The 23650-nt window shown below is 56.7% G+C and carries 24 protein-coding genes; 16 read left to right on the top strand and 8 right to left on the bottom strand.

The genetic code is table 11. From position 1 onward, the window contains the following. Positions 1-116: 116 nt before the first annotated feature. The 9 genes from J0X19_RS12890 to gloA2 all read left to right on the top strand — a co-directional run bounded on the left by J0X19_RS12890 (position 117) and on the right by gloA2 (position 8048). The gene (locus J0X19_RS12890; RefSeq protein WP_242582555.1) at positions 117-515 is read left to right on the top strand and encodes a DUF983 domain-containing protein; all 399 of its coding nucleotides are present in this window, start codon (positions 117-119) and stop codon (positions 513-515) included. A gap of 280 nt (positions 516-795) precedes the next feature. Further along, positions 796-2241 carry an alpha-amylase family glycosyl hydrolase gene (locus J0X19_RS12885; RefSeq protein WP_206984770.1) on the top strand — a complete coding sequence of 482 codons (1446 nt, stop codon included), beginning with the start codon at positions 796-798 and terminating at the stop codon, positions 2239-2241. A gap of 242 nt (positions 2242-2483) precedes the next feature. Continuing rightward, the gene (locus tag J0X19_RS12880) at positions 2484-2891 is read left to right on the top strand and encodes a DinB family protein (RefSeq protein ID WP_206984769.1); all 408 of its coding nucleotides are present in this window, start codon (positions 2484-2486) and stop codon (positions 2889-2891) included. A 77-nt stretch (positions 2892-2968) separates the two neighbouring features. After that, the gene (locus tag J0X19_RS12875; protein ID WP_206984768.1) at positions 2969-4315 is read left to right on the top strand and encodes an alpha-amylase family glycosyl hydrolase; all 1347 of its coding nucleotides are present in this window, start codon (positions 2969-2971) and stop codon (positions 4313-4315) included. Between the two features lie 288 nt (positions 4316-4603). Next, the gene (locus J0X19_RS12870) at positions 4604-4888 is read left to right on the top strand and encodes a hypothetical protein (RefSeq protein ID WP_206984767.1); all 285 of its coding nucleotides are present in this window, start codon (positions 4604-4606) and stop codon (positions 4886-4888) included. Positions 4889-5098: 210 nt separating this feature from the next. Further along, a complete protein-coding gene (locus tag J0X19_RS12865; RefSeq protein WP_206984766.1) occupies positions 5099-6052 on the top strand; it encodes an aldo/keto reductase in 954 nt (317 codons plus the stop codon). 275 nt (positions 6053-6327) lie between these two features. Then, entirely contained in the window at positions 6328-6801 is a 474-nt protein-coding gene (locus J0X19_RS12860; RefSeq protein WP_206984765.1) for a GNAT family N-acetyltransferase, read from the top strand. Positions 6802-6886: 85 nt separating this feature from the next. Then, positions 6887-7597: a DUF421 domain-containing protein gene (locus J0X19_RS12855; protein WP_206984764.1), complete on the top strand. Its 711-nt coding sequence runs from the start codon at positions 6887-6889 to the stop codon at positions 7595-7597. Between the two features lie 61 nt (positions 7598-7658). Continuing rightward, positions 7659-8048: an SMU1112c/YaeR family gloxylase I-like metalloprotein gene (gene gloA2, locus J0X19_RS12850; RefSeq protein WP_206984825.1), complete on the top strand. Its 390-nt coding sequence runs from the start codon at positions 7659-7661 to the stop codon at positions 8046-8048. A 16-nt stretch (positions 8049-8064) separates the two neighbouring features. On the opposite strand, the gene J0X19_RS12845 is transcribed toward gloA2, so the two are convergent. Beyond that, a complete protein-coding gene (locus J0X19_RS12845) occupies positions 8065-8715 on the bottom strand; it encodes a hypothetical protein (protein WP_206984763.1) in 651 nt (216 codons plus the stop codon). A 371-nt stretch (positions 8716-9086) separates the two neighbouring features. Between J0X19_RS12845 and J0X19_RS12840 the strand changes: the two genes are divergently transcribed. The 4 genes from J0X19_RS12840 (at position 9087) to J0X19_RS12825 (ending at position 12200) form a co-directional block, all read left to right on the top strand. Beyond that, the gene (locus J0X19_RS12840; protein WP_206984762.1) at positions 9087-9998 is read left to right on the top strand and encodes an alpha/beta fold hydrolase; all 912 of its coding nucleotides are present in this window, start codon (positions 9087-9089) and stop codon (positions 9996-9998) included. A 106-nt stretch (positions 9999-10104) separates the two neighbouring features. After that, the gene (locus J0X19_RS12835) at positions 10105-10995 is read left to right on the top strand and encodes an AraC family transcriptional regulator (RefSeq protein ID WP_206984761.1); all 891 of its coding nucleotides are present in this window, start codon (positions 10105-10107) and stop codon (positions 10993-10995) included. A gap of 78 nt (positions 10996-11073) precedes the next feature. Further along, positions 11074-11811 (top strand): SDR family oxidoreductase, encoded by a 738-nt coding sequence (locus J0X19_RS12830; RefSeq protein WP_206984760.1) that lies wholly within the window; start codon positions 11074-11076, stop codon positions 11809-11811. Positions 11812-11948: 137 nt separating this feature from the next. Next, positions 11949-12200 carry a hypothetical protein gene (locus J0X19_RS12825; protein WP_206984759.1) on the top strand — a complete coding sequence of 84 codons (252 nt, stop codon included), beginning with the start codon at positions 11949-11951 and terminating at the stop codon, positions 12198-12200. 124 nt (positions 12201-12324) lie between these two features. On the opposite strand, the gene J0X19_RS12820 is transcribed toward J0X19_RS12825, so the two are convergent. Further along, the gene (locus J0X19_RS12820) at positions 12325-13020 is read right to left on the bottom strand and encodes a hypothetical protein (RefSeq protein ID WP_206984758.1); all 696 of its coding nucleotides are present in this window, start codon (positions 13018-13020) and stop codon (positions 12325-12327) included. Between the two features lie 175 nt (positions 13021-13195). Here J0X19_RS12820 and serA point away from each other — a divergent pair, with 175 nt between their 5' ends. The 3 genes from serA (at position 13196) to J0X19_RS12805 (ending at position 17531) form a co-directional block, all read left to right on the top strand. Next, complete coding sequence (gene serA / locus J0X19_RS12815) at positions 13196-15097, top strand: phosphoglycerate dehydrogenase (RefSeq protein WP_206984757.1); 1902 nt, start codon at positions 13196-13198, stop codon at positions 15095-15097. Between the two features lie 535 nt (positions 15098-15632). Beyond that, on the top strand, positions 15633-17039 hold the full coding sequence (locus J0X19_RS12810) for an AhpC/TSA family protein (RefSeq protein WP_206984756.1): 1407 nt from the start codon (positions 15633-15635) through the stop codon (positions 17037-17039). An 84-nt stretch (positions 17040-17123) separates the two neighbouring features. Next, positions 17124-17531 (top strand): cupin domain-containing protein, encoded by a 408-nt coding sequence (locus J0X19_RS12805; protein ID WP_206984755.1) that lies wholly within the window; start codon positions 17124-17126, stop codon positions 17529-17531. A 266-nt stretch (positions 17532-17797) separates the two neighbouring features. Here J0X19_RS12805 and J0X19_RS12800 read toward each other — a convergent pair whose 3' ends face one another. The 6 genes from J0X19_RS12800 to abc-f all read right to left on the bottom strand — a co-directional run bounded on the left by J0X19_RS12800 (position 17798) and on the right by abc-f (position 23242). Then, positions 17798-18256, bottom strand: a complete 459-nt coding sequence (locus J0X19_RS12800) for an SMI1/KNR4 family protein (protein ID WP_206984754.1) — start codon at positions 18254-18256, stop codon at positions 17798-17800. Next, the gene (locus J0X19_RS25140; RefSeq protein ID WP_206984753.1) at positions 18249-18908 is read right to left on the bottom strand and encodes an HNH endonuclease signature motif containing protein; all 660 of its coding nucleotides are present in this window, start codon (positions 18906-18908) and stop codon (positions 18249-18251) included. Before J0X19_RS25140 ends, J0X19_RS12800 begins: the two co-directional genes overlap by 8 nt. Next, complete coding sequence (gene tssD, locus J0X19_RS12790) at positions 18872-19252, bottom strand: type VI secretion system tube protein TssD (RefSeq protein WP_206984752.1); 381 nt, start codon at positions 19250-19252, stop codon at positions 18872-18874. The genes J0X19_RS25140 and tssD overlap by 37 nt, the downstream gene beginning before the upstream one ends. A gap of 200 nt (positions 19253-19452) precedes the next feature. Next, positions 19453-20148 (bottom strand): hypothetical protein, encoded by a 696-nt coding sequence (locus tag J0X19_RS12785; RefSeq protein WP_206984751.1) that lies wholly within the window; start codon positions 20146-20148, stop codon positions 19453-19455. A gap of 27 nt (positions 20149-20175) precedes the next feature. Continuing rightward, positions 20176-21537: a D-alanyl-D-alanine carboxypeptidase gene (locus J0X19_RS12780; protein WP_206984750.1), complete on the bottom strand. Its 1362-nt coding sequence runs from the start codon at positions 21535-21537 to the stop codon at positions 20176-20178. Positions 21538-21649: 112 nt separating this feature from the next. Beyond that, a complete protein-coding gene (gene abc-f, locus J0X19_RS12775) occupies positions 21650-23242 on the bottom strand; it encodes a ribosomal protection-like ABC-F family protein (RefSeq protein ID WP_206984749.1) in 1593 nt (530 codons plus the stop codon). Between the last annotated feature and the right edge of the window lie 408 nt (positions 23243-23650).

Below are 23650 nucleotides of genomic sequence, written 5' to 3'. Positions count from 1 at the left end.
TACTTGGCTCGCCCTACAATTGCAATTGATTTGTCCTGTATAAACCCGCAAATGGCACTTACCGGGCTGGCTGCCGTACAATAGCTTTGCACTAAGATTTTCAGCTGGTAACTACCATGTCAAAGATAGATTCATCTGTGCTAGCCGCTCTGGCCCAGCGCTGCCCGCGCTGCCACGAGGGGCCCTTGTTCACGCACTCGGCACTCAATATCACCAAGTTTGCCGATATGCCGGCCGCCTGCCCGGTGTGTGGCCAAGCCTACGAGCCCGAGCCGGGCTTCTACTGGGGGGCCATGTACATCAGCTTCGCTTTTTCCACGGGTATCATGCTGGGGGTGGGTTTTGCGGTGTATTTCCTGCTCCACGACCCGGCCACCTGGGTGTACATTGTGAGCGTAGCGGTAGTGTCTATCCTGCTTACGCCGCTTAGCTTGCGCTATTCCCGCACCCTGATGCTGTACTGGTTTGGTGGCGTGCACTACGACCCCAGCCGCGCCCATATTGTTCGTTCGTAGTATCCGCCGCTAGTCTGGCCGTAAACTACACGTAGTAAGCTTGTTATTATAGTATTTCAGGAGAGCCTGCCAGTATAGGGCAGGCTTTTTTGTGCCTGTGGCTTACATCATACCCCGGAGGGTTTCAGGAAACCTTGTGTAGTGCTACGGGCGGTTGCTCAGGCGCTAAATGCGCCAGGTATCGGCCCGTAGCAGCCCCAACCGCCATCTACCAGGCGAAATCACCACGCTGTGAGTGCGCCCCACCACATAGCAGCCCTGAAAAACCTTATATTTCCTCATGCTGAAATCCTGCCTTTTGCTGAGCGGCCTGCTGGCCCTGCTAACCGCTTGCAACCAACCCCACTCCACCACGGCCGACGCTCAGGAAACGTGCGGGCCGGCGGCCCCAGCGGCCTTCACCATTCGGCACCCGGCCTGGGCCGCCAACGCCAGCATCTACGAGGTAAATATCCGGCAATACACGCCGGAGGGCACGTTTCGGGCGTTTGAAGCGCACTTGCCCCGTTTGCAGCAGATGGGGGTGGGCATTTTGTGGTTGATGCCGGTGCAGCCTATTGGGCAGCGCAAGCGCAAAGGCACGCTCGGCAGCCAGTATTCCATCCAGGATTACCGGGCCGTAAACCCGGAGTTCGGGACAATGGCCGACCTGCGCCACTTGGTGGATGCGGCCCACCAGCGCGGCATGCACGTTATTCTCGATTGGGTGGCCAACCATACCTCCTGGGACAGCCAACTGGTGCAGCAACACCCCAACTGGTTCACGAAAGGCAAGCAGGGCCAGTTTGTGCCTCCGGTGTCTGATTGGCAGGATGTTATTGACTTGGATTACAGCAAGCCCGAGCTGCGCCGCTACATGACCGAGAGCATGACGTTCTGGCTGCGCGAGGCGGGCTTCGACGGGTTTCGGTGCGATGTGGCCGGCCTAGTGCCCACCGACTTCTGGAACAGCACGCGCCCGGAGCTGGAAAAGGTGAAGCCAGTATTTATGCTGGCCGAATGGGACGAGCTGCACGACCCACCGTTTCTGAAAAAAGGCGAATTTGACCCCAACACCGGCTTGCTTGAAAAAGCCTTTGATGCCACCTATGGCCTGCGCCTGCGCTATTTGCTCGACAGCATCAGCCGCGGCCAGCAACCCACGGCGGCCATCAACCGGTATTTGGAGGTGGAGCGCGCCAAGTACCCGGCCACTTCGTACCTGATGTATTTCACCAGCAGCCACGACATCAACAGCTGGGACGGTACCGAGTATGAGCGCCTCGGCAAAGACGCCCTGCCCCAAGCCGTGCTGACGGCCCTGCTACCGGGCATCCCGATGGTGTATAGTGGACAGGAAGCGGCCCTGAAAAAGCGCCTCCGCTTCTTCGATAAAGACACCATTCCCTGGAACGACTACCCACTCCAGGAGTTCTACACCAAGCTGCTGCAACTCAAAAAAAGCCACCCCGCCCTGCGCAACGGCGACTCGTGCAGTGAATTTGAAGCGTTGCCCGTCAGTACCAGCCCCGATGTGTATGCCTTTCGGCGCCAAAAAGACGAAGCCGCCGTGCTGGTAGCCGTAAACATGGGCGACAAGCCGCACGAGCTGATGATGCGCGGCCTAGAATCGGGTACGTTCCGGGAACTGTTCACCGGCCAGATTCTGCGGCTGGGCGAAACCTCGAAAATGCTGCTTACCCCGCACAGTTACCGGGTGTATGAGTTGGTGCCGGAGCAGGACTAAATACCCGTTCGAGACTTGGTAGACTGCCATTTTGAGCTTGCCGCAGCATTTCTCCCGCTTTGTTTTCACGGCCGGCGGTAGTCAGAAGGACAGATACTACGGCAAGTGGCCGCCAGACCAGGCCCGACATTCTTTGTGTGTGTAACCTTCTTCCCTCCTTCTGCTGATGACTGACCTGCTTGCCGCGCAATATGCCCTCGTGCAAAGCAGCCGTAGCGCCCTACTTGCTTACTGCGCTACGCTTGCTCCTGCTTGCTGACTTCACGGCCCCGGTTGCGGCTTTCAATAATAGTAGCATGCGCGACCTGGTGGTGCACGTGGCCAATACATACCGCCACTGGCTCGGTATTGCGGCGCACGGCCAGCCCCACTCCTACTACGCCCCCGCCCAAGTGCCCGATGTGGCGGCCGTGCAACAGCTTTTCCAGGAAATCGATGAGCTGGTGGTTGCATATACTACGCTTGCTGAGCGGGATTGGCAAACACCTCAGACGGTAGCGGTTCCTGGCCGGGCTGCGCCCCTGGCCCTCACGCCGCTGGCCTTGTTCACCCACGTCATCACGCACGAGTTTCATCACAAAGGCCAGCTCTTAAGGATGAGTCGGCAGCTTGGGTACACGCCTACCGACACCGATGTTATCCGGTTCTGACCAGCGGTAACGCAGCCACCAAGTGGCTTTTCCACGTAAGCAGAGCTGCTTTGTCAACTCCCAAAATTCTCTGTTCAGTGCCCGACTCTTCTTTGCATCCCGATTCGCATCTGTTCCAAGTGCAGCACCCCGCCTGGGCGGCGCACGCCAGCATCTACGAGGTAAATGTGCGCCAGTTCACGCCGGAAGGCACATTCCGGGCCTTCGAGGCGCATCTGCCCCGGCTAGCCGACATGGGCGTGGGCATTATCTGGCTGATGCCCATTCACCCGATTGGGGCCGTGCACCGCAAGGGCACGCTCGGCAGCCAGTACGCGGTGCAGGATTATTACGGCGTGAACCCCGAGTTTGGCACCCTCGACGACCTGCGCCACCTTGTGCAGGCCGCTCACGCGCTGGGCCTTTATGTGCTGCTCGATTGGGTGGCCAACCACACCAGTTGGGACAACCCGCTCGTGACCGAACACCCCGAGTGGTACACCCGCGACGCGGCCGGCAACTTTGTGCCGCCCGTACCCGACTGGCACGATGTTATTGACCTCGACTACAACCAGCCCGCCTTGCGCCGCTACATGACCGATGCCCTCCTCTACTGGGTGCGCGCAGCGGACATTGATGGGTACCGCTGCGACGTGGCTGGCCTGGTACCCACCGACTTTTGGGATGCCGCTCGCCAGGAACTCGACCAGGTGAAGCCGGTATTCATGCTGGCCGAATGGGACGAGCTGTACCCTTCGGGGGGCCTGACTTGGGAGGAATTTGATGGCAACACCCGCCTGCTCGAACGGGCCTTCGACATGACGTTTGGGCTGCGCCTGCACTACCTTCTCGACCACATTGCCGAGGAGAAGCAGGAGTTGAGCGACATCGACGTGTATCTGGCCGCCGAACGTGCCAAATACCCACCCAGCGTGTACCTAATGCACTTCACCAGCAACCACGACGTAAACAGCTGGGACGGCACCGAGTATGAGCGCCTCGGCCCGAACGCCCTGCCTTTTGCGGTGCTGTGCGCCCTGCTGCCGGGTATGCCGCTGGTATATAGTGGCCAGGAAGCGGCCCTGAAAAAGCGCCTCGCCTTTTTCGACCGGGACCCAATTGACTGGCAGGACTACCCGTTGCAGGAGTTCTACACCAAGCTGCTGCAACTCAACAAGCGCCACCCTGCTTTGCACAATGGCGTGCTAGAAAGCCGTTTTGAGCGCCTGCACACTTCTCCGGAACTGTACGCATTTGTGCGCCGCCACGAAGAAGCCGCCGTACTCACGGCCATCAATAGTACCCCTGCTGTTCAGCAGCTTGCCCTAACAGAAACCACCAATGGTCTCTGGCGGGACGTATTCAGCGGCGAGCAGCTGGAATTACAGGCGCCTACCTCTTTGTCGGTAGGAGCGCACGGCTGGCGAGTACTTGAGCGGATGTAGCTACGCCAGCTATTATGTAAAGACACTGAATGTTGATACATAATTGAATTAAAGAAAGAATGGTTTTATCGGGCTACTTAAAACGTTTCATTTTGGGAAACATTACGTGAAAATCAATATCATTTCAAGATTCATAGGAGTTAAGAATAATACTATTAATATTTGTTCGTAGTTTAAAACTCCATATTGATAGACCTACAGAGGCGTTTCAACTTTTTCATCAGTTGAAATACCACGCAATATGGACAGTGCCGATATGGTGTCGGTATACTTTAAATTCCGTGTACTATGAGCTTAACCCATACTGAATTTATCACGCTTCCTGCCGAGGAGCAAGGAGGCTATGTATTTGGCCAGGGAACCTACCTTGCCAGCCGCCAGGAGGGTACCTACTGCGTTAATTTGTACTATCTACACAGTTTTTACTGCGAAATGTGGCTGGATCAGCATTGCCCTGAGCTAGACTTCTTTCGCACGTTCACCAACCAGCGTTGCCTGACCCCTTACCTCGACAAGCTGGCGTTGCCACTAGAGCAAAGCGTTGTTGTCCGGCAGGCCAACCGCAACGCCTAACCCCAGTACTCCTCCGCTGCTTTTCCACCAAAACATTCCGTTTCGTCTTTCTGGGCTATGGCCCCGGTAGCAGATAGCCCACCCGGTGCCATCTGCTGCCGGGGTTGCCTGTTTTTAGGGGTTTTCGATAACCCAACCGCCAATTTTCAGTTTGATAGCGTGTTCTGGCAGCTCAGTGTGAGGTGCCTTTCTTCATTCTATGTAATCTGTATGCAACACCGCGAACTAGGCCGCTCAGGCCTGCGTATTGCGCCGCTCGTGCTGGGTGGCAACGTTTTTGGCTGGACGGCCGACGAGGCAGCATCATTTAAAGTACTAGACGCTTTTGTGGCGGGCGGCGGCAATGCCATCGACACGGCCAACGTGTACTCGGCGTGGGTGCCGGGCCACCAGGGCGGCGAATCGGAGGCGGTGCTGGGCAAGTGGCTGAAACAGCGCAACCGCCGCAACGACGTACTGATTTTAACCAAAGTGGGCATGCAAATGGGCGACGGCAGCCAAGGCCTCGCTAAAAAGTACATCAAGCAACAGGTAGAAAACAGCCTGCGCCGCCTACAAACCGACTACATCGACCTGTACCAGTCGCACAAAGACGATGAGAGCCTGCCCGTAACCGAGCCGCTGGAAGCCTACGCCGACCTGATTCGGGAAGGTAAAATCCGGGCCATTGGGGCCTCCAACTACTCGGCCAGCCGCCTACGCGAGGCGCTGGATGCCAGTGAGCAGCACGGCCTGCCCCGCTACGAGTCGTTGCAGCCGGAGTACAACCTGTATGAGCGGGCGGGGCTGGAACAGGAAGTGCTGCCTCTCACGCGGGAGCGGCAGGTAGGCGTTATTCCCTACTTCGGGCTGGCCTCGGGGTTCCTGACCGGCAAGTACCGCACCGAGGCCGACCTCAGCAAAAGCATCCGGGGCAGCAGCATCGGTCCGAAATACCTCAACGACCGGGGCCGCCGGATTCTGGCGGCGCTTGATGCCGTGGTAGCCCGGCACGCGCAAGCCACACCCGCCCAGGTAGCGCTGGCCTGGATTATGGCCCAGCCCGGCCTAACAGCGCCCATTGCCAGCAGCACCACTCCCGAGCAGATAACCGAGCTGCTGCGCGCCACCGAGCTCCAGCTCAGCCCCGACGATTTGCGGGAGCTTGGCGAAGCCAGTGCCTAACAACGGTGGTTTAGGCCACTAAGCCCTAGCGCACACCCGTGTTTCAACGCCAGTGCCTGCATCAGGTGCTGGCGTTTTCATGTACGATTTGTGGGCTGCCCCCAAGGCCAGCAGGCCTGTGGCGCACATATAGAGACGTGCTGTGAGCAGCTGATTTTGTGGCCGCTACCTCTTGCTACCTCGGCCTTCCAACTGACCCATTATTTGCGAAGCCCGCGTTTGGGTTCTACTTTCACCTGTTTGCCTGCCTCCAGCTGCCGCCTTTTCACCTCCGTATGACCATTCGCGAAGCCACTATTCATGACCTCGACGAGCTGTACCGGCTGTGGTGCGAGCTGATGGAGATGCACCAGGCTTACCATCCAGTATTCGGCTTCCATCGGGCGGCCAAGGTGGAGCTGAAGCGGCTGTTGCGCGACCGGCTCTATGAGTCGTACACCCGCATATTTGTGGCCGAGAAGCCCGACGGGCTGGCGGCCCTGCTGGTAGCTACCTACCAAATTGGCAGCAAGGGCATGCACCTGCACCGCCGCGGCTACATTGCCGAAACCTTCGTGGAAGAAGCCCACCGCCGCCGGGGCGTAGGCCGGGCCCTTTTTCACGCGGCCAAAACCTGGCTAACCACCCGCGGCGCCGACCATCTGGAACTGCAAGTGGCCGTGGCCAACCCGGCGGCGGCGCAGTTTTGGGCGGCGCAGGGCTTCACCATCACCACCCAGCACATGACGCTGCCGCTGGTGGAGTTGTAGCACGGAGCAGCCTAACTGAACAGGGTATTCTTGCGTTAATGCGCGGACGTGCTTCCGCGCTTACCACTTGTTAGCCACCCCGTTCATGTTGCTTGCCGCCTCTGTCACCCCTTTCGATTGGAACCGTATTTTCTTTTCTGAAGAATCTCCGCCCCTCTTCCTACTGGAAGTGGTGCTACGCTGCGTTATCACCTACTTGCTGGTATTGGGTGCGCTACGCGTAACCGGGCGGCGCGGGGTGCGGCAGCTGTCCATTTTCGAGTTGAGCATCATTCTGGCCCTGGGCTCGGCCGCCGGCGACGCCATGTTTTACCACGACGTAGCCCTTCTGCACGTGGTGGTGGTGTTTGTGGTAGTAACGGTGCTGTACCTGCTTTTCAACCGCCTTACCGAGAAGTACCCCCATTTCAGCGACTGGCTGGAAGGTGCGCCCGTGCTGCTGGTAGAAAACGGCGAAATCAACATGGTTAATTTCAACAAGCAGAATCTAACTCAGAAAGAAATGTTTGGGGAATTGCGGCAGCGGCAGGTAGAACACTTGGGGCAAGTACGCCGCGTTTATATTGAAGCCACGGGCAATTTCAGTGCTTTCTTTTTTGAAGATGACGACGTGCGGCCCGGCCTACCCATCTATCCAGAAGGCTTAATACAGCCGCCGCACCGGGCTGAAGCGGCCGGCTTGCACGCCTGCGCCCAATGCGGCCACGTGAAGGAACTGCCAGCCGGCCCGGCCCAGTGCCCCGTGTGCCAAAACGATACCTGGCTTGCCACAATTGACAGCAAACGGGTAGCCTGAGTACCTGGCGGATTTTGGCTACTGCCCGGCCATGTCGTTGCAACTTTGCATCTTCGCCTTCATGCTGCCACTGCTCCACGTCCACCACATTGCCATTATTTGCCGGGACTACGCCGTATCAAAACGGTTTTACACCGAAGTACTCGGCCTGGAAATTATCCGGGAAGCGTACCGGGCCGAGCGTGACTCTTGGAAGCTGGATTTAGCGTTGCAGGGGCACTACATCATCGAGCTGTTTTCGTTTCCGGCACCACCGCCCCGCGCCAGCCGCCCCGAAGCGGCCGGTTTGCGCCATTTGGCCTTTGCCGTAGCCGACCTCGACGCCACTGTACGCGAGCTAACCACGCACGGCGTAGCCTCGGAGCCGATTCGGGTAGATGAGTTTACCGGCCGGCGCTTCACCTTCATTGCCGACCCCGACGGGCTGCCGCTGGAGTTTTACGAAGGGTAATTGCGCGGCAGTTAGCTTAGGTGATGGTCAGCTTCCAGTAGCTGGAAACCGGGCTGCTGCCCCCGTACGATTCGCGCCGCAGATACAAGCTGGTGGGAGAAGCCCAGAATATTTCGCGCGGCTCCCAACTGGTAGGGCGCATTTCCCACACTTTCTGTAACACGCCGTTCTTTATCTGGAGCAGTTGCACCACGTTGGGCTGCCCGCCGCTGTAGTCGAGGCCCGCGCAGATAGCCACTATGCTGTTTTGGTCGGGGGCGTACACGGGTTTGCCCCACAACGTGAGCCGGAGGCCATTTTCGGCAATCAGCCACCACTGAGTGGTTTCGTAGTACCCCACCTCTACCAGGTGCCGGTGAAAGTGCGCCAGATACCCCCGGTAGGTGTAAAGCGTGTGCTCAGCTTCGGAGTGCCCCTGCTGCACCTCGGTTTCACCAATCAGTATGTCTTGCAGCACCAGCGGGCCTTTGGTGGTTGGAATAGTGAGCTGGCTGGCCTTTTTCCAGACCGGAAATGTAATAGTGGTTTTGCTAGGCTGAGTGGCTCTTTGTTCCCGCTGGTACTCGGCCACACTGATTTGCTGAAACACCACCCCCGCTGCCTGCCCAGCCAACGGCATCATCAATAAAAGCGCAAGTGAAAAAAGCAGCTTAAGGAAGGCAGGCATACCTGTTGCCGGGTGCAGAATGGCGGGAGTTGTTACTGGCAAGATACACAACGAAGCCCTGCCATTGCTTTGTATAGTTGAGGCACCCACCTTATCACAAGTAGGGCTATCCAAAGACGCTTTACTACACTTGGTCCCTCAGTTGCCGCTTGGCTCAGCTACCGTCCAGCTTGCAGCAACCAGGCACGACGCGGTTGGCCATATTCTCCCTAGCAACAGCAACTGAATTTGGGGTTGCGAACAGCAGATTACGGCTTCTTACTTGGCATGTACAGTATTTTAAAAGGAAATTACTGTATGATTATTTTAATAATCATATAAAAATAACCAGTCGATTACCTTTGTAGCGTATTAGGCTACCCGCCTTATAAGTGCGTACTCCCTTTATGACTTCCTTCACCATTCCTTTAGCCAGTTGTTCCGACAAAGCAGCCAATCAGTTTCCCGACTTATTTCCTTTGTCTGCTGCCGTAACTGTTCCAACTCCTAGTGCCGTACTTGAGCGGAACAATGTGCGCGTATTCGGCAAAGGCGAGCAGGTAATGATGCTGTGCAACGGTTTCGGGTGCAGTCAGCATATCTGGAATCGTTTGACCACGGCCCTTTCCACGCGCTACCGGCTGGTACTGTTCGATTATGTTGGGTCCGGCGGATCCGATTTGAGTGCTTACACGCCTGAGCGCTATTCTTCGCTGGCAGGCTACGTGCAGGACGTGGTAGATATTTGCCAGGCTTTAGACCTGCGCGACGTGGTGCTGGTGGGCCATTCTGTGGGCGCTAGCATTGCTATGCTGGCCACTATTGCTGCACCTGTTCACTTCAGCCGCCTGATTGCGCTGGCCGCTTCGCCCTACTTTCTCAACGAAGACGATTACTATGGTGGCTTCAGCAAGGAAGACGTAGAGCAGTTGCTGGGGCTGATGAAAGTGGACCACGACAGCTGGGCCAATCTGTTTGCCAACTTGCTGCTCGGGGCTGAAAACGATGCGCTGCTGTCCAAGGAACTAGCGCAGCACTTCTGCAATGCTGATTCCAACATTGCGCAGCACTTTGCCCACATCACCTTCCTCTCCGATTGCCGAACCGAAATGGCCCATGTACCGGTACCCACTCTGCTGGTGCAATGCTCGCAGGATATTGCGGCCCCTTCGGAAGTAGGCGCCTTCCTGCTCGATCAAATTCCGCAGGCCACGCTAGTTACGCTCAGTACCACCGGCCACTGCCCACACCTGAGCGCCCCGCTAGATACTTTACGAGCCATGGAAACCTTTCTGGCGGCTTAGCCTGGCTCTAACGCCGTTTCAGTAAACCCCTAAGCTTAGGCAATTTCTCACCCTGCCAAGCAACACTACCACGCACCGCTGCAAGCAAAAGCCGTAATTTTGCGCCATGAATATGTTTCATGGCCAGCAGCTAGTACCCGTTCATCCGTTCAAGCCCGACGAGGCGAGCGGCAGCAAACTACTCACGATTGTTCGCTCGGAAGGCGAGCTGGCTTACGAGGCCGACATGCTGCTGCCACACCGTAAGGCGTATTATCTGCTGGTGTTTGTTAGGCACAGCCCTGGGTGCCACTGGGTGGACGCCATGCCATACGTGCGCCAAGACAACACGCTTTATTTCACGGTGCCGCGCCAGATGCTGGTTAAGGAAGAAGCCGTTCCTTCGTGGAGCACGCACCTAACATTTTCCGAGGAGTTTTTGGCCTTGCAGCAAAACGCGGCCCTGCGTACCCTGCCTCTCATCCAGAATCCGCACAACGGTCACCAACTAAACTTAACGGCCGCAGACACCGCCTTCATAGAAGAGCAATTACTAAAGCTGGAAGCCGAGTACCGCCGCCCCGGCGAGTGGCAGCACCGCATGCTAAGTGCCCACCTGACGGTGCTACTTACTTACCTGAGCCGATTATACACCGAGCAGTATGCCAGTCAAGCGCCATCGGCCGACCATTTGCTGCTACGAACCTTCCGGGCCAAGATTGAGGAGTGTTTCCGGGAGCGGCACGAAGTGGGCGCATATGCAGAGTTGTTGCATCTGTCGGCAGGGCATTTGAGCGAGGTGGTGAAAGCGCAGAGCGGCAAGCCCGCCATCAAGCACATTCATGAGCGGCTGGTGCTGGAAGCCCGGCGCCTGCTGTTTTACACATCCGATTCGCTCAAGGAAATTGCCTTCAGCCTTGGGTTTGCGGATGCCTCCTATTTCAACCGTTTCTTCAAGCGTGAAACCGGCCGCACCCCGGCTGAGTACCGCAGCAGCGCCCGGAAAATGTACCAGTAACACCGCGGAATGGGCAACAGTTACGCATTAGCGGCCCGGTAGCTTTGTGTCGTTCATCATCTACCTCATCAAGCACCCATGAAAACTGCACTCATTACCGGCGCCAACAAAAGCATTGGCCTGGAAACGGCCCGGCAACTACTTCAACTTGGCTACTACGTGTACCTCGGCAGCCGCGACCTGCAAAAAGGCCAGCAAGCCGTTGCGCAGCTCCAGTCAGAAGGCTTATCCACTGTGGAGCCGCTCCAACTTGATGTAACCGACAGCGCCTCCATTGCCGCGGCTCGGCAGACCCTAGGTCAGAAAACGCAGGCCCTAGATGTGCTTATCAATAATGCGGGCATTTTGGGCGGTATGGTGCAGCCAGCATCAAGCACCGATGTATCTCTGATTAAGCAGGTATTTGAAACGAATGTATTCGGTGTAATTGCGGTAACCCAGGCGTTTATCGACCTGCTGCAAGCTTCACCTGAACCTCGGATAGTCAACGTAACCTCGGGCCTGGGCTCCCTGACGCTGCACAACGACCCTTCCTGGAAATACTATGCAGTGAAAGGGGCCGCCTACCAGCCTTCCAAAGCCGCCTTGAATGCCTACACCATCATGCTGGCCTACGAGCTACGCGACACGCCCTTCAAGGTAAATGCCGTAGACCCCGGCTACACCGCCACCGACTTCAACCACCACAGCGGCCCCGGCAGCGTGTCCGATGCTGCCGCACGCGTGGTAAAGGCTGCTGTACTGGGCCCGGATGGCCCTACTAGCCAGTTTTTCAGCGACGACAACGCGTCCGAAACGGGCATTAGCCCGTGGTAAGCTAGGCGGAGTTGACTGGTGGGGCGGTCGGGTTCATGGAGGCTTCGGGCGCTGGCGGTGGAATTTTAGCTGTTCAGCCCAGCAACCAACCGTCAGTTTCCGTATACCAGTAGCACATACTTTCTCACCGCTACGCTATGCATAACGACCCCACCGCCAACAACACGCAATTAGTCCGGCACGAGCTGCAATTCGCGTCGGAGGCCAACAATGAGCAGCTGGTTGCCGCCCGTGAGTTACTGACCGAGCACGGTTTTGTAGTGGATACGCTGGCAGCCAACGAAGCCGTAGTAACCTCTGCCCACGGCACCGACCCGGATTGGCAACTAATCAAAGAAGCTTTCCAGCAGCTGAACTGGCCCATCACGCACGTAACCACCGCCGAGTAGCCGGGTAATTGAACACGCTGACGGGCAGACGACCCCATTAGGGAATCGTCTGCCCGTCAGCGTGTTTTTGGGGTATGCTGCCGCTCTCAATAGTACAGTCAGCAACGAGCCTTAGCTATATGTGCTACAGCCGGTACGCCAGCCCCAGCCGAAAGAATTGTGAATACGCTTCGCCGTCGATGCCTATGGAGTTGCCGTAGTTGTTGGTCAGGCCCCTGGAGTATCCTGCCGTTATGCCGAAATGCTTGTAATACGCGGCTGCATTCAGGCGGGCCCGGAAGTCAAGATAGGACTCGACGCGGGTATTGTCCGCATTGAATTTCTCACCTAGAGCAGTGGCATCAATTTCTTCTCGACCCGACAGCACAAACCCGAATTCCGGCCCCGCTGTCAGGTCGAAATCGATAACTTGGTGAGCCAGCCGGCGCCCGAAAAAGGGATGCATAGTAATGGTTTTATTGGCCAGCGTAGTATGGCCCGAAGCGGGGGTTTGCAGTCTGAAAGCCAGGATTTCGGTGATGTCCACTTGGCTCCGCAGCACCTCATAGCCCGCCTGCACGCCAAACAAGCTACGCTTTGGTGTAACGCGCTGAATCTGCCCGACCAGCCCGTAAGAAAATCCAAGGTTCTTACCGTATGGATTATTGGTGTAGGGCTTTGCAGGATAAATATCGGGCACCAAAACCACCGAGCTAGCGGCTGCTCCACTTCCCCGGTATGCAAAGCCACCCGAGTTCAGGTGCCCCGAATACTCTGTTTTTTGCCCGTAGCAAACGTGAGCGGCGAAAAGCCCGAAGGCGGCAAGCATGGCAGGTTTCATACGTTGGTAGTAAGGGACACCAGAACACTGAACTGCAAACTTCATTCAACGAACTGGTGGCCCGGCATTGGTTAAGGGATACTCTTCACAGAGAAACGATTGCAGCGTATACGTGGCCGATTTTTGTTCGGCTTTTCCTGCATGAACCAGCATTCCGGTTTACCTTGCCTGCATTATGCCGCACGACCCCGCACCGCTTCCGTACCTCATCATTGATTTCGACAGTACGTTTACCCAAGTAGAAGGCCTCGACGAACTGGCCGATATTGCGCTGGAAGGCCACCCCGACCGGGAAAAAGTGGTGGGCGCCATCCGGGCCCTCACCGACCGGGGCATGAGCGGCGAACTGAATTTTTCGGAGTCGTTGAAGCAGCGGCTGGCGCTGCTGCCGGCGCACCAGCGGCATCTGGCGCCGTTGGTGGCGCGGCTGAAAGGCAAGGTTTCGGAGAGTATTGCGCGCAACCGGGGGTTCTTCGAGGAGTTCCGGGGGCGGGTGTACATCGTGAGCAGCGGCTTCCGCGAGTTCATTGAGCCAGTGGTAGCTGAATACGGCATTGCCTCGGATTTTGTGCTGGCCAACACGTTCACCTACGCCCCCGACGGCAGCATCAACGGTTTCGACGCTACCAACATCCTGAGCCGCGACGGGGGCAAGATCGAACAGCTCCGGCAGCTCGACCTCCTTGGCGACGTGTACGTGCTCGGCGACGGCTACACCGATTACCAAATCCGGGAGGCTGGCTTGGCCAACCGCTTTTACGCCTTCACCGAAAACGTAACCCGCGACGCCGTAGTGGCCCGCGCCGATGAAGTGCTGCCTTCTTTCGACGAATTTCTCTACCAGAACAAGCTTCCGATGACCCTTTCGTATCCTAAAAACCGCATCAAGGTGCTGCTGCTCGAAAACCCCGACGCCCGCGCCGCTGAACTGTTCCGCCAAGAAGGCTACCAAGTGGAAACCATTACCGGTGGCCTCGACGAAGACGAATTGGTGCAGCACATTGAAGGCGTGAGCATCCTGGGCATCCGCAGCAAAACCAACGTGACGCCGCGCGTGCTGGAAGCCGCCAACCGCCTCATTGCGGTGGGTGCGTTCTGCATCGGCACCAACCAGATTGACCTCACGGGCTGCATGAAAAAGGGCGTGGCCGTGTTCAACGCCCCGTTCAGCAACACCCGCTCGGTGGTGGAGCTGGCCTTGGGCGAAATCATTATGCTGGCCCGCCGCATTCCGGATAAGAACCCCAAAATGCACCGCGGCGAGTGGGACAAGTCGGCGAGTGGCTCGTTTGAAATCCGGGGCAAAACGCTTGGTATTGTGGGCTACGGCAACATTGGCAGCCAGCTCTCGGTGGTAGCCGAAGCCGTGGGCATGAAGGTAGTGTACTATGACGTGGCCGAGAAGCTGCAACTGGGCAACGCGGTGAAGTGCCGCACCCTGGAAGAGTTGCTGCGCCAAGCCGACGTAGTAACCCTGCACGTAGACGGCCGCAAAGAAAACACCAACCTCTTCGGGGCCGCCGAGCTGGCCATGATGAAGCCCGGCGCGCTGCTGCTCAACAACAGCCGCGGCCACATTGTAGACATTTCGGCGCTGGCCGATGTGCTCCGCTCGGGCCACCTGGGCGGTGCCGCCGTCGACGTGTTTCCGTACGAGCCCAAAACCAACCAGGAGAGCTTCGAGAGTGAACTGCGCGGCCTGCCCAACGTGCTGCTCACGCCCCATATTGGCGGCAGCACGGCCGAGGCGCAGCGCAACATTGCCGAGTTTGTGCCGGAGCGCATCATGCAGTACATCAACTCCGGCAACACCCAGCAGAGCGTCAATTTCCCCAACATTCAGCTGCCCGAGCAGCAGGCCCACCGCCTCATCCACATCCACGCCAACGTGCCCGGCGTGCTGGCCCGCATCAACAACGTGCTGGCTCAGCACCACGTCAACATCCTGGGGCAGTACCTGAAAACCAACGAGCACATCGGCTACGTGATAACCGACATCGACAAGCAATACGACCAGGAGGTAATCGGCGAGTTGCGCAAAGTAGAGCACACCATCAAGTTCCGGGTGCTATACTAAGCTGCATGAACCCTAGTGGTTTCTGCTTCATTAGAAAGACCGTTGTGCCGCGCTACGCCTTGCATGACGGTCTTTTTAGTTGCTCTCGATAGATACTACTACTATGCCCGCAGACAACTGGATGGGGAGCTTGAAGAGAATAGTAGGCCACCGAAACGCTATTCTGTTTTGGCCGGGCTTGTTCTTTCTTGCTTTAGGCGCTACCCTAACATATAGAGGCGTTAACAACTTCGCCTACCCTGGACATACCGGCACACCCGCCCTGCTCTATTGGCTTGGCGGCGCCTTTGTAGTATTAGGAATAGTACGGATTATGCTTGCGCAGTCTGATAAGGCGGCCACCCAACGCAAGGCTTTGAAAAAGGCCGCCAACCGCCGTCATACTATCCGGCGAAAAAGCAGAAGATAATGCAGGCCATTGACAGGCTACGTAAGGCGCATACCGACACCTAAATTCGGGGTATGCAGGAAGACTTTTGGCAACAAAATGGCCTATATATAGTTGGTTTTTTATACTCGTTTATAATCCACTGCTATGAGAACGTACCTGCTTGGTTTACTGCTCTTACTGGGATTCTCTGTTAGCGCCCAGCAGGCTACATCTTTCACGCTCAAGGGTACTATTGGCAAGCTGAACCCGCCCGCCAAAATTTTCCTGTTGCAGGATGGCATATTCCATCAATCGGCCACTTTGCACAACGGGGCTTTTGAGCTGACAGGCACAGTAGACAATCCCATGTCCACGATGGTGCTACTGGCACACAATGGGAAGCTGGCCGACGCCATGCGTAGCCCTGCTATAGACCGCGCTTTCTTTTTTCTGGGGCCGGAGGTAGCGGTATTTACCAGCCCGGATTCCCTAAAGAATGCTAGAGAACACCGCAGGCTATTGGATGCCCTTCAGCCTATTAACGATAAGCTGGAGGCGCTGGAGGCACAATATCCGGAGGCACCCGAGCTGCAGCCAACAGAAGTCACTAAGCGTTTGGACGCACAGAAGAAAGTGCTTATACAAGAGCAACTCCGACAGCTCAAAACTCATATCAAAGCCAACCCCGGCTCGCCCGTGAGCCTTTATATGCTGGAACTGATAGGCGGCCCCATTCCGCAGTACGCAGAAGTAGCACCACTCTACGCTGCACTAACTCCAACCATCCGCAATAGCCCAGATGGCCGCGTCTACAACGACCGGCTTCAGATTATTAAAGCCGCAACCCGGGGCACTCAGTTGCCCAATGACCCAGCCGTGGTGGCAGCCGTTGAAAAATATGATAAAGCCCAGAGCGCCATTCTCGACAAAAAGCGTGAGCAACTGCGCGAAGCTCACCGCAACGAATTAATAGCTTTTGTTAAAGCCAACCCCAGTTCCTATGAGAGCTTAGAGGCGCTGAAGGAAGCAGCGGGGCCCGTTCCGGATTACACAGAAATAATGGCGTTGTATAGTACGCTAGCTCCTTCCGTGAAAAGCACTACAGAAGGCAAGGCCTACGGTGAAATGCTGGAGAGCCTCAAGGACGTTTCTGTTGGCGCCAAAGCTCCTGATTTTACGCAGAAGACACCCGACGGCCGGATAGTATCGTTGGCCGATTACCGCGGCAAGTATGTGCTAGTGGATTTCTGGGCTTCTTGGTGTGGCCCCTGCCGGGCCGAAAACCCCAACATGACCAAGGTGTACAACGAATACAAAAACCGCAACTTCGACATCCTAAGCGTGTCGCTCGACGACGAGAAAGGGCGCGGCAAATGGCTGAAAGCCATTCAGGACGACCAACTGGCCTGGACGCAGGTTTCGGACTTAAAGGGCATGGACAGTGAAGTGGCCGTGCGCTACCATGTGCGGGCCATTCCGCAGAACTTTCTGATAGACCCCAACGGCAAAATTATTGCCACCAACCTGCGCGGCGACGCCTTGCAAGCAGCAGTGGCACGCCACATCAAGTAATTTCCTTATTGCGTAGTTGCCTACAAATCCAGCATACATAGTAGGCCAGTAGGCCAAAGTAGCGCAGACCTACTGAAAAAACATATGGAAGCAGACGAGAACAGGGAGCCACAGTACCTCAGAGCTATCCGACTTATCAACACGGATGAGGAGCGGTGCTCATTTGAGGTAGGTAAACTTCCGATTAAAGCGCACATAGCGGCCACTTATTTCTTTGGCAAGACCGAAATAAGCAACGAACATAAGCCTCACCCCGCTCCTTGCACACAGTTTGTTGTCACCTTGAAAGGCAAATTGCGCTTTATGGTGAGCAACGGCGACACCTTTATTGTCGAGCCGGGCGTTATTCTCCTGGCGGAGGACACCAAAGGCCCTGGCCACAGTTGGGAGCTACTAGAAGGTGATACGTGGGAACGGTTGTACATCCCTTACCCGCCAGGCACCGACCACGGATTTGTCTCTGATAAAGTCAGTGCAGCAAGCAAGAAGTAACAACTCATCGGTTGCTTCCACTCCCCACTGCCCTGATCATTATCCTTGCGGTAATGGTCGGGGCAGTAGGAATTTTATAAGGAAGCTGTTTAGGAAGTTGTTCGACGGTCATGCTGAGCTTGTCGAAGCATCTCTACCGCTTCGTTGAGTAGCCCGAACGAAGCGGTAGAGATGCTTCGGCTGCGCTCAGCATAACCGTCTTTCTCGATTTTGCATATTTCCTAAACAGCTTCATGGTTAAAGGCGCAGCTGCATGTTGTCAGATATTACTCTGATTCAACAAAGGGTTTGAGTTGGGCACAGAAGTCAGCAAACGAGTCAGCCACAAAGTACGTGTTGCCGTCTTCTTCGCTGGATTGCGGAAAAAAATGCGCGTGGTCCCACAGATACACTCCTTTGTCTTCGCCAGTTGTGATATAGGTCAATAATGCCCCCCCTGGTTCCCGGCCAAAAATGAAAGCATCCTCTTGCAAGTCTTCCTGAAATTCATTTGCCCAAAATTGCACATTCTGACTTCGAATGGGCTGGTTAACGCCAAAAAAGACGTGCATCAAAACCTCTTGTGCTAATCCTCTTACGAAAAATGACTGGTAGTCTTTTACCTCACCCCCATTATGTTCTAATAGAAAAGAGTAATAGTCTTCAGGTAAAGAGAAGCCCAATGTCTGCTCAAGAGCCTTAACCTCTTGTTCGTTAGCTCGGCCGTTTGGAATAATGTCAAGCATCGCCTTTTCTGTTGATTTTGGAGGGTTTTGAAGTTTTTGAAGCTCGCAGTTGTGAACTGTTTTGAGCCTTTATAATAGACCGGGCACCAAAGTGAGTAAACCGAGCATGGACTTCTTCAGGTACTTCCTGCATAGTCCTCAAGTTTTGATGATGATGCCACGTATTATTCTTTAAAATTTTTCCCTTAGGTGCCAGCCGATTTGCGGCTATGTAATCAGTTGTACAATTGCCTTGCATATCGGGTATATCAACTTGTTGGCGTTCATGTGGACCAAAGTTGGGAAACTCTCCCTCATATACTACCGAGTTATGTTCCCAATCGGTGTATTTCCAGTCGCCGTTATTTAGCTGCTCAATCATGCCGCCTTTGCGGTACCACTTCGCAATAGTGGGTGCGTACGGCGGCTTTCGTGTAGGATCAAGTGCTGTTTTGGGCGGTTTGAATGCAACGACGGGCGGGGCGACAGCCGCCGCTGGCAACGGGGCAAGAGGCACCACCCGCAAACCGGGCGAGGGAAGCAAGGCGGCTGGCTGCGTGAGGGCGTTGAAGCGCGTTATCGGGTCTTTCTCCCACCACAGGCGAGTGTGGTTTTCAAGACGGGCACCGTTCAGATCTATAGCCGCCGCCGAAAAATGCACGTCGGTTTCCACGGAAGGTCGGTTTCCACGGAAGACTGGCTGGACTGCCCACGTGCGTCGAACCGGACTGCATAATGCACGCAGTAGGCATCATAAAAGGTAAGGCGTTGCGCCGTGTGGCCCGCTTCGTGAAAAAAAGCCAGGTGCCCACTCACGCGCCGAAAGGAGTCGAGTCCTAATTCGGCCCATACGTCGGCCAGGGCTACTTCCCCATCGAACGTCAGCTTAACCAGCCCACTGCGCACCTCGGTGCTGGGTCGGCCCTCGTAGTCGGTACCCTGCCAGAGGGAGTGGTGCGTATACCGGCAGGTGGCCCGAACTCCCGCTACCTGAACTTCAGCGTGTAGGATAGGCATAGTAGCTATAAGGTATAGTTGATAGACTAAGCTACCAGGTTTTCGCCGACTTGTTGCTGGTGGCTTGCCGCATAGACTGCGAGGCAGTTTTGAAAGGATTTGGCCGGCGGAAACAGCGGGTAGCAGCCGGAACCAAGTTTGGGGGCGAGGGAGTGGTTGGGGCAGTGCCAGCCTCGTGAGGTAGAGGGTGTCGGCCGCAGCTATTCCGCTAGCCGCGCCTCATAATCATAGTCAGGGAAGGCAATGCGGCCGAAGTCCTTGGTGGTTTCGATGTGAGTTTCCACTTTCTCGGGGTCGGCGGCGTGGAAACTGTCGCCGCCTTCGCGGTGCAGGTACCATTGCTGGTCGACGGGGGCGTACTTGAAGGTGGTAATGTGCGTCCATCGCCAGGCGCTGCCGCCGTAATGCTCGACGGAAAAGAAGCCTTTTTTAATGGTGATGCCCTGATACGGGTCGCCCATCATGCCGCCGCAACTGCTGCACATAACCGCCCGCTCGTTGCGGGCGGCCAGCCGGTAGCGGTGGTTGGGCTCACCAATCAATAGCAATAGTGGCCGGTTGAGCGTGTCGCCCATCGTGGTGGTGTCGGCATTTAGTTTCTGAAGCACCAGCACCTTGTCGGGCAAGGCATCTAGGTTCAGGTCGCCGCTGGTGGCGTCAAGCAGCTTGTAGCCCGCCGGAATGAATGGCGCTAACTGCTGCGCAGAATCAGGAGTGGCCGAAACGTAAGCAGCGCTATTGGCAGTTTTTTCACCGGGCGTTGCTTTCTGCGTCGGCGCCGTGGCCGCAGTGGCAGGCGTGTCGGTTTCACTTTTGGTGCTGTTGGACTGGCAGGCAGCGGCTCCCAACCACAGAATTACCACAAGGCAAGGGGCCTTTTTTATAGTGTATATCATCTTATGGAATGTGTACAGGCAGGCTTGCTACAGCCGTTCCCGCACCTGGGTTAAGATTTTTTCCATCTCGCTGCGCACGGGGGCGTCGTTGCCGGGGATGTTGTTGTTGAGGAAGCTGAAGGCCAGCAAGCGACCCGAGTTGGTACGCAGGTAGCCTACCACGTTGTGGTTGTTGGTGAGCGTACCAGTTTTGCCCCACAGCCACGGGCGGCCTTGCACCACCGGGCGGTAGCGGCGGCGCAGCGTGCCGTGGCCCCCACCCGTCGCCAGCAAGCCAAGCAGGCGTTTTTCGGGTACTTCTTGGTGCAGCTTCAGCAGCAGGCTGGTCATGGCGCGGGGCGTAACCAGGTTGAGGCGCGAAAGGCCGGAGCCATCCACCCAGCGGGGCGCGTCGGGCAGGTCGGCCAGGAACAGCGTGCGCATGACGCGGATGGGCCGGATGGTACTCAGCGAGTCGTTGCCGAGGCGGCTGCAACACATCAGCAGGAGCTGCTCGGCCAGGAAATTGTCGCTCACCTGCAACATGCGGCGGTACAACGAGTCGGCGGGCAAGCCGCGCAGCACCTGCACACTATCCTGAGTGCGCAGCCGGAATGGCACCGTACCAATGGGGCGGTGCAGGGTGTCTTGGAGCAGTTGCAGCAGTAGCGTGGGGCTCGTCCGGAAGGGCGTTTCGTCCACCCATTTCTGGGTGATAGGGAAATAAGAAAATCGATTTTCCAGCTCCGGGCGGCGGATATGGTCGTCAGCCGGATTGGGGGTGCCGGCGGGTACGGGCTCGGTCAGGCTGCGGAAGAAGCGGGGGTACACGCGGGGCCGGGGCTGGCCGGCAGTGGCATAAAAGCGCACCGTGTGGCCGTACACCGGAAAAGCGCCCCGCTCGGGCTGGTAGTAGTAGTTGTAATCGTCCCAGGTCCAGCCGGGGCCGTAGGGCGTTACACTCGGAATTTCGGCGTAGAACAGTTTTTCGGGGCGGGTGCGCAGAAAATCCAGCGCCCGGCGGCTTGGCACGTCGCCGTGCAGCAAGGTCGGGTCGCCGGTTCCCCAGAAGATGAGGCTGTCGTGGCGCACCACGTAGCGCAGGCTGGGCAACGAGTCGGACAGCAGGTGCAGGCCGGTGTACAAGCTGAACATTTTCATCACGCTGGCCGGCGTGAAATACTTATCGGCGTTCCACTCCACCACTTTCTGGCCGGTGTTGGCATCAGTAACGCATACGCCCACGTGGTGCTGCCGCAACACCACCGATTCGCGCAACAGCTTCTCCAGCCACGCCGTATTAACGGGCGCCGGCGGCGTGGGGACGGGCGTTTGGGCCGCTGCCAGGTGGGTGAACACAAGAACCACACCCGCAACCAGCAGGCGACGCGAAAACAGTGAAAACGGCATTGGGAAAACTAACAGGCAGAAACTTCTGCAACTTCAGTAAAAGCCTTGCCCTTTTCAACCTACCCAAAAATTTATGCCCCCGCTCAGACCAGCTAACAGCACCCGTTAGGGGTTAGGCAAGCTGAATGTGCTGGTTGATGCCGATTTCGTTGATGAAGTATTGGTCGTGCGAAACCACCACCACCGCGCCAGTAAAGTCCTTTACGGCAGCTGTGAGTACCTCTTGGCTATGCACGTCGAGGTTGTTGGTGGGCTCGTCCAGCACCAACAAATCAGGCGTGTTGTTGCTGACTACCAGACAGCAAAGAACCAGCTTCATTTTCTCGCCGCCGCTCAGGCCCGCGCATTTCCGGTCCCAGGTTTCGCTCGGAAACTGGTGGTAGTGCAGCAGCGTTTTCACCTCGTGCTCCGGCAGGTGCCGGTCGTTGAAGCGCTGCACCTGCTCGAACACTGACAATTGAGCGTTTACCAAGGAATATTCCTGGTCGAGGTATACGGCGTGAAAATCGGCGCGTAGCACCTCCCCTATAGTCGGCAGCGTACTGCCCAGCAGCAGATGCAACAGGGTGGTTTTGCCGCTGCCGTTGTTGCCGGCAATCCGGATTCTGTCGCCTGAGCGAACTTGGAAATTCAGTGGTTCCGGCCAAAGCACCCGTGCCCCGTAAGCATAAGTGAGGGCCCTGGCATCCAGTAAGATCTTACCGTGGTGCAGCGTCGATTTCCGCAGATCTGTTCGCAGCATGCTTTGCTCCTGAATCAGGGTTCTGAGCTGGGTCAGATGGTCGGCAACGGCCGTTATTTTCTCGTTTTGCACCTCTTTCTGCTGGGCCGAGCTTTGCTGGGCCTGAATCTTCAGGTTGCCAGCTACAATGCGCGGCAGCCCTTTCTTGTGTTGCTGGGCTTTGCCGCGGGCTTCCAGCTTCTGGCGCTGCTCGGCCAGGTCGCGCGCCTTTTGCTGGGTTTGCTTGAGCGTTTTTTCCTGCTCACCCACATGCGCCTGTAAGGCCGCCAACTGGCCCTGCTTCTGCTCCTTGTAGAAACTGTAGTTGCCGCCATACACCTCCACGGCGTTTTTACTAAGCTCCAAGGTGGTGTCCAGGAAGTTCAGCAAGGTTCGGTCGTGGCTTACTACTAGCACGGTTTCTTTGCTGCGCCGGATGAACTCGTAAAGCTGCGTCCGGCTGGCGGCATCCAAGTGGTTGGATGGCTCATCGAGCAACACAATGGCAGGCTCCTGCATAAGAATGCCCGCCAGAAATACCTTGGTTTTCTCGCCGCCGCTCAGCGTGTGCATGGGCTGCTCTAGGCTCAGATGCGCTAAACGCCAGTATGCCAAGGCAGCTTGCACTCTTTCTTCCAGCCCCCAATCATCGTTGAGAACAGTAAAGTTTTCCGCTGAGGCGTCGCCGTTCAGGATGGCGTGCAGGGCGCGTAATTTCTCGGCAACCCCCACGGCTTGTGCCACCGAGAGGTGGTCGTACTGGCCCATGTGCTGGGGCACGTAGTAGGGCACCGACGACAACACAATTTCGCCCGCTGAGGGCCTCAGGCGGCCGGCAATCAGCTGGAGCAAGGTGGATTTGCCCACGCCGTTGTTGCCCACCAACGACGCTTTTTCGCCTTTGCCAACGGTTAGATGCAGGTTTTCAAACAAAAGTGTCCGGTCGGGGTGGGAATAGGAAAGGGAGTGAACGACAATACTCATATAGCCAGGAAGGAAAGCGCAGGAAACGGGAATCAAGCCGACGAGCGAGGATGCGCCGTCGGGGAAGCAGATGTGCCGCGGCGTTTTTCCAGCATTCGAAAAACGACGGGCGTGCCGGAGCTACCAGATTGCGTCAGGGAGGTAGCCGAGAAATTGTGGTTGGATGCGCGCGCGCGGCAGAAGAAAAACTCCCGGTGCGCCGATAGTCACGCCGAAAACTGGCTTACATCAGTAGTACCAGGTGGGGCCGCCAGCACCGTGCGATGCGGCAGTCTGGAAAGAAGTGGCGTCGGGGCTGTTCCGCGGAGGGCGGAAGGCAGACAGATGCGCCAGATAGGGCCTTAGGCTTTTATTTCCATCGGGTGATTGGTGCGCTTATGCGGAGGCAAATATAAGCACTGCCTTGTA

Source organism: Hymenobacter telluris (assembly GCF_017313265.1).
Classification (GTDB): domain Bacteria; phylum Bacteroidota; class Bacteroidia; order Cytophagales; family Hymenobacteraceae; genus Hymenobacter; species Hymenobacter telluris.
The sequence above is the reverse complement of the archived record's forward strand: the minus strand, read 5'-3'. Positions and strand labels throughout refer to the sequence as shown.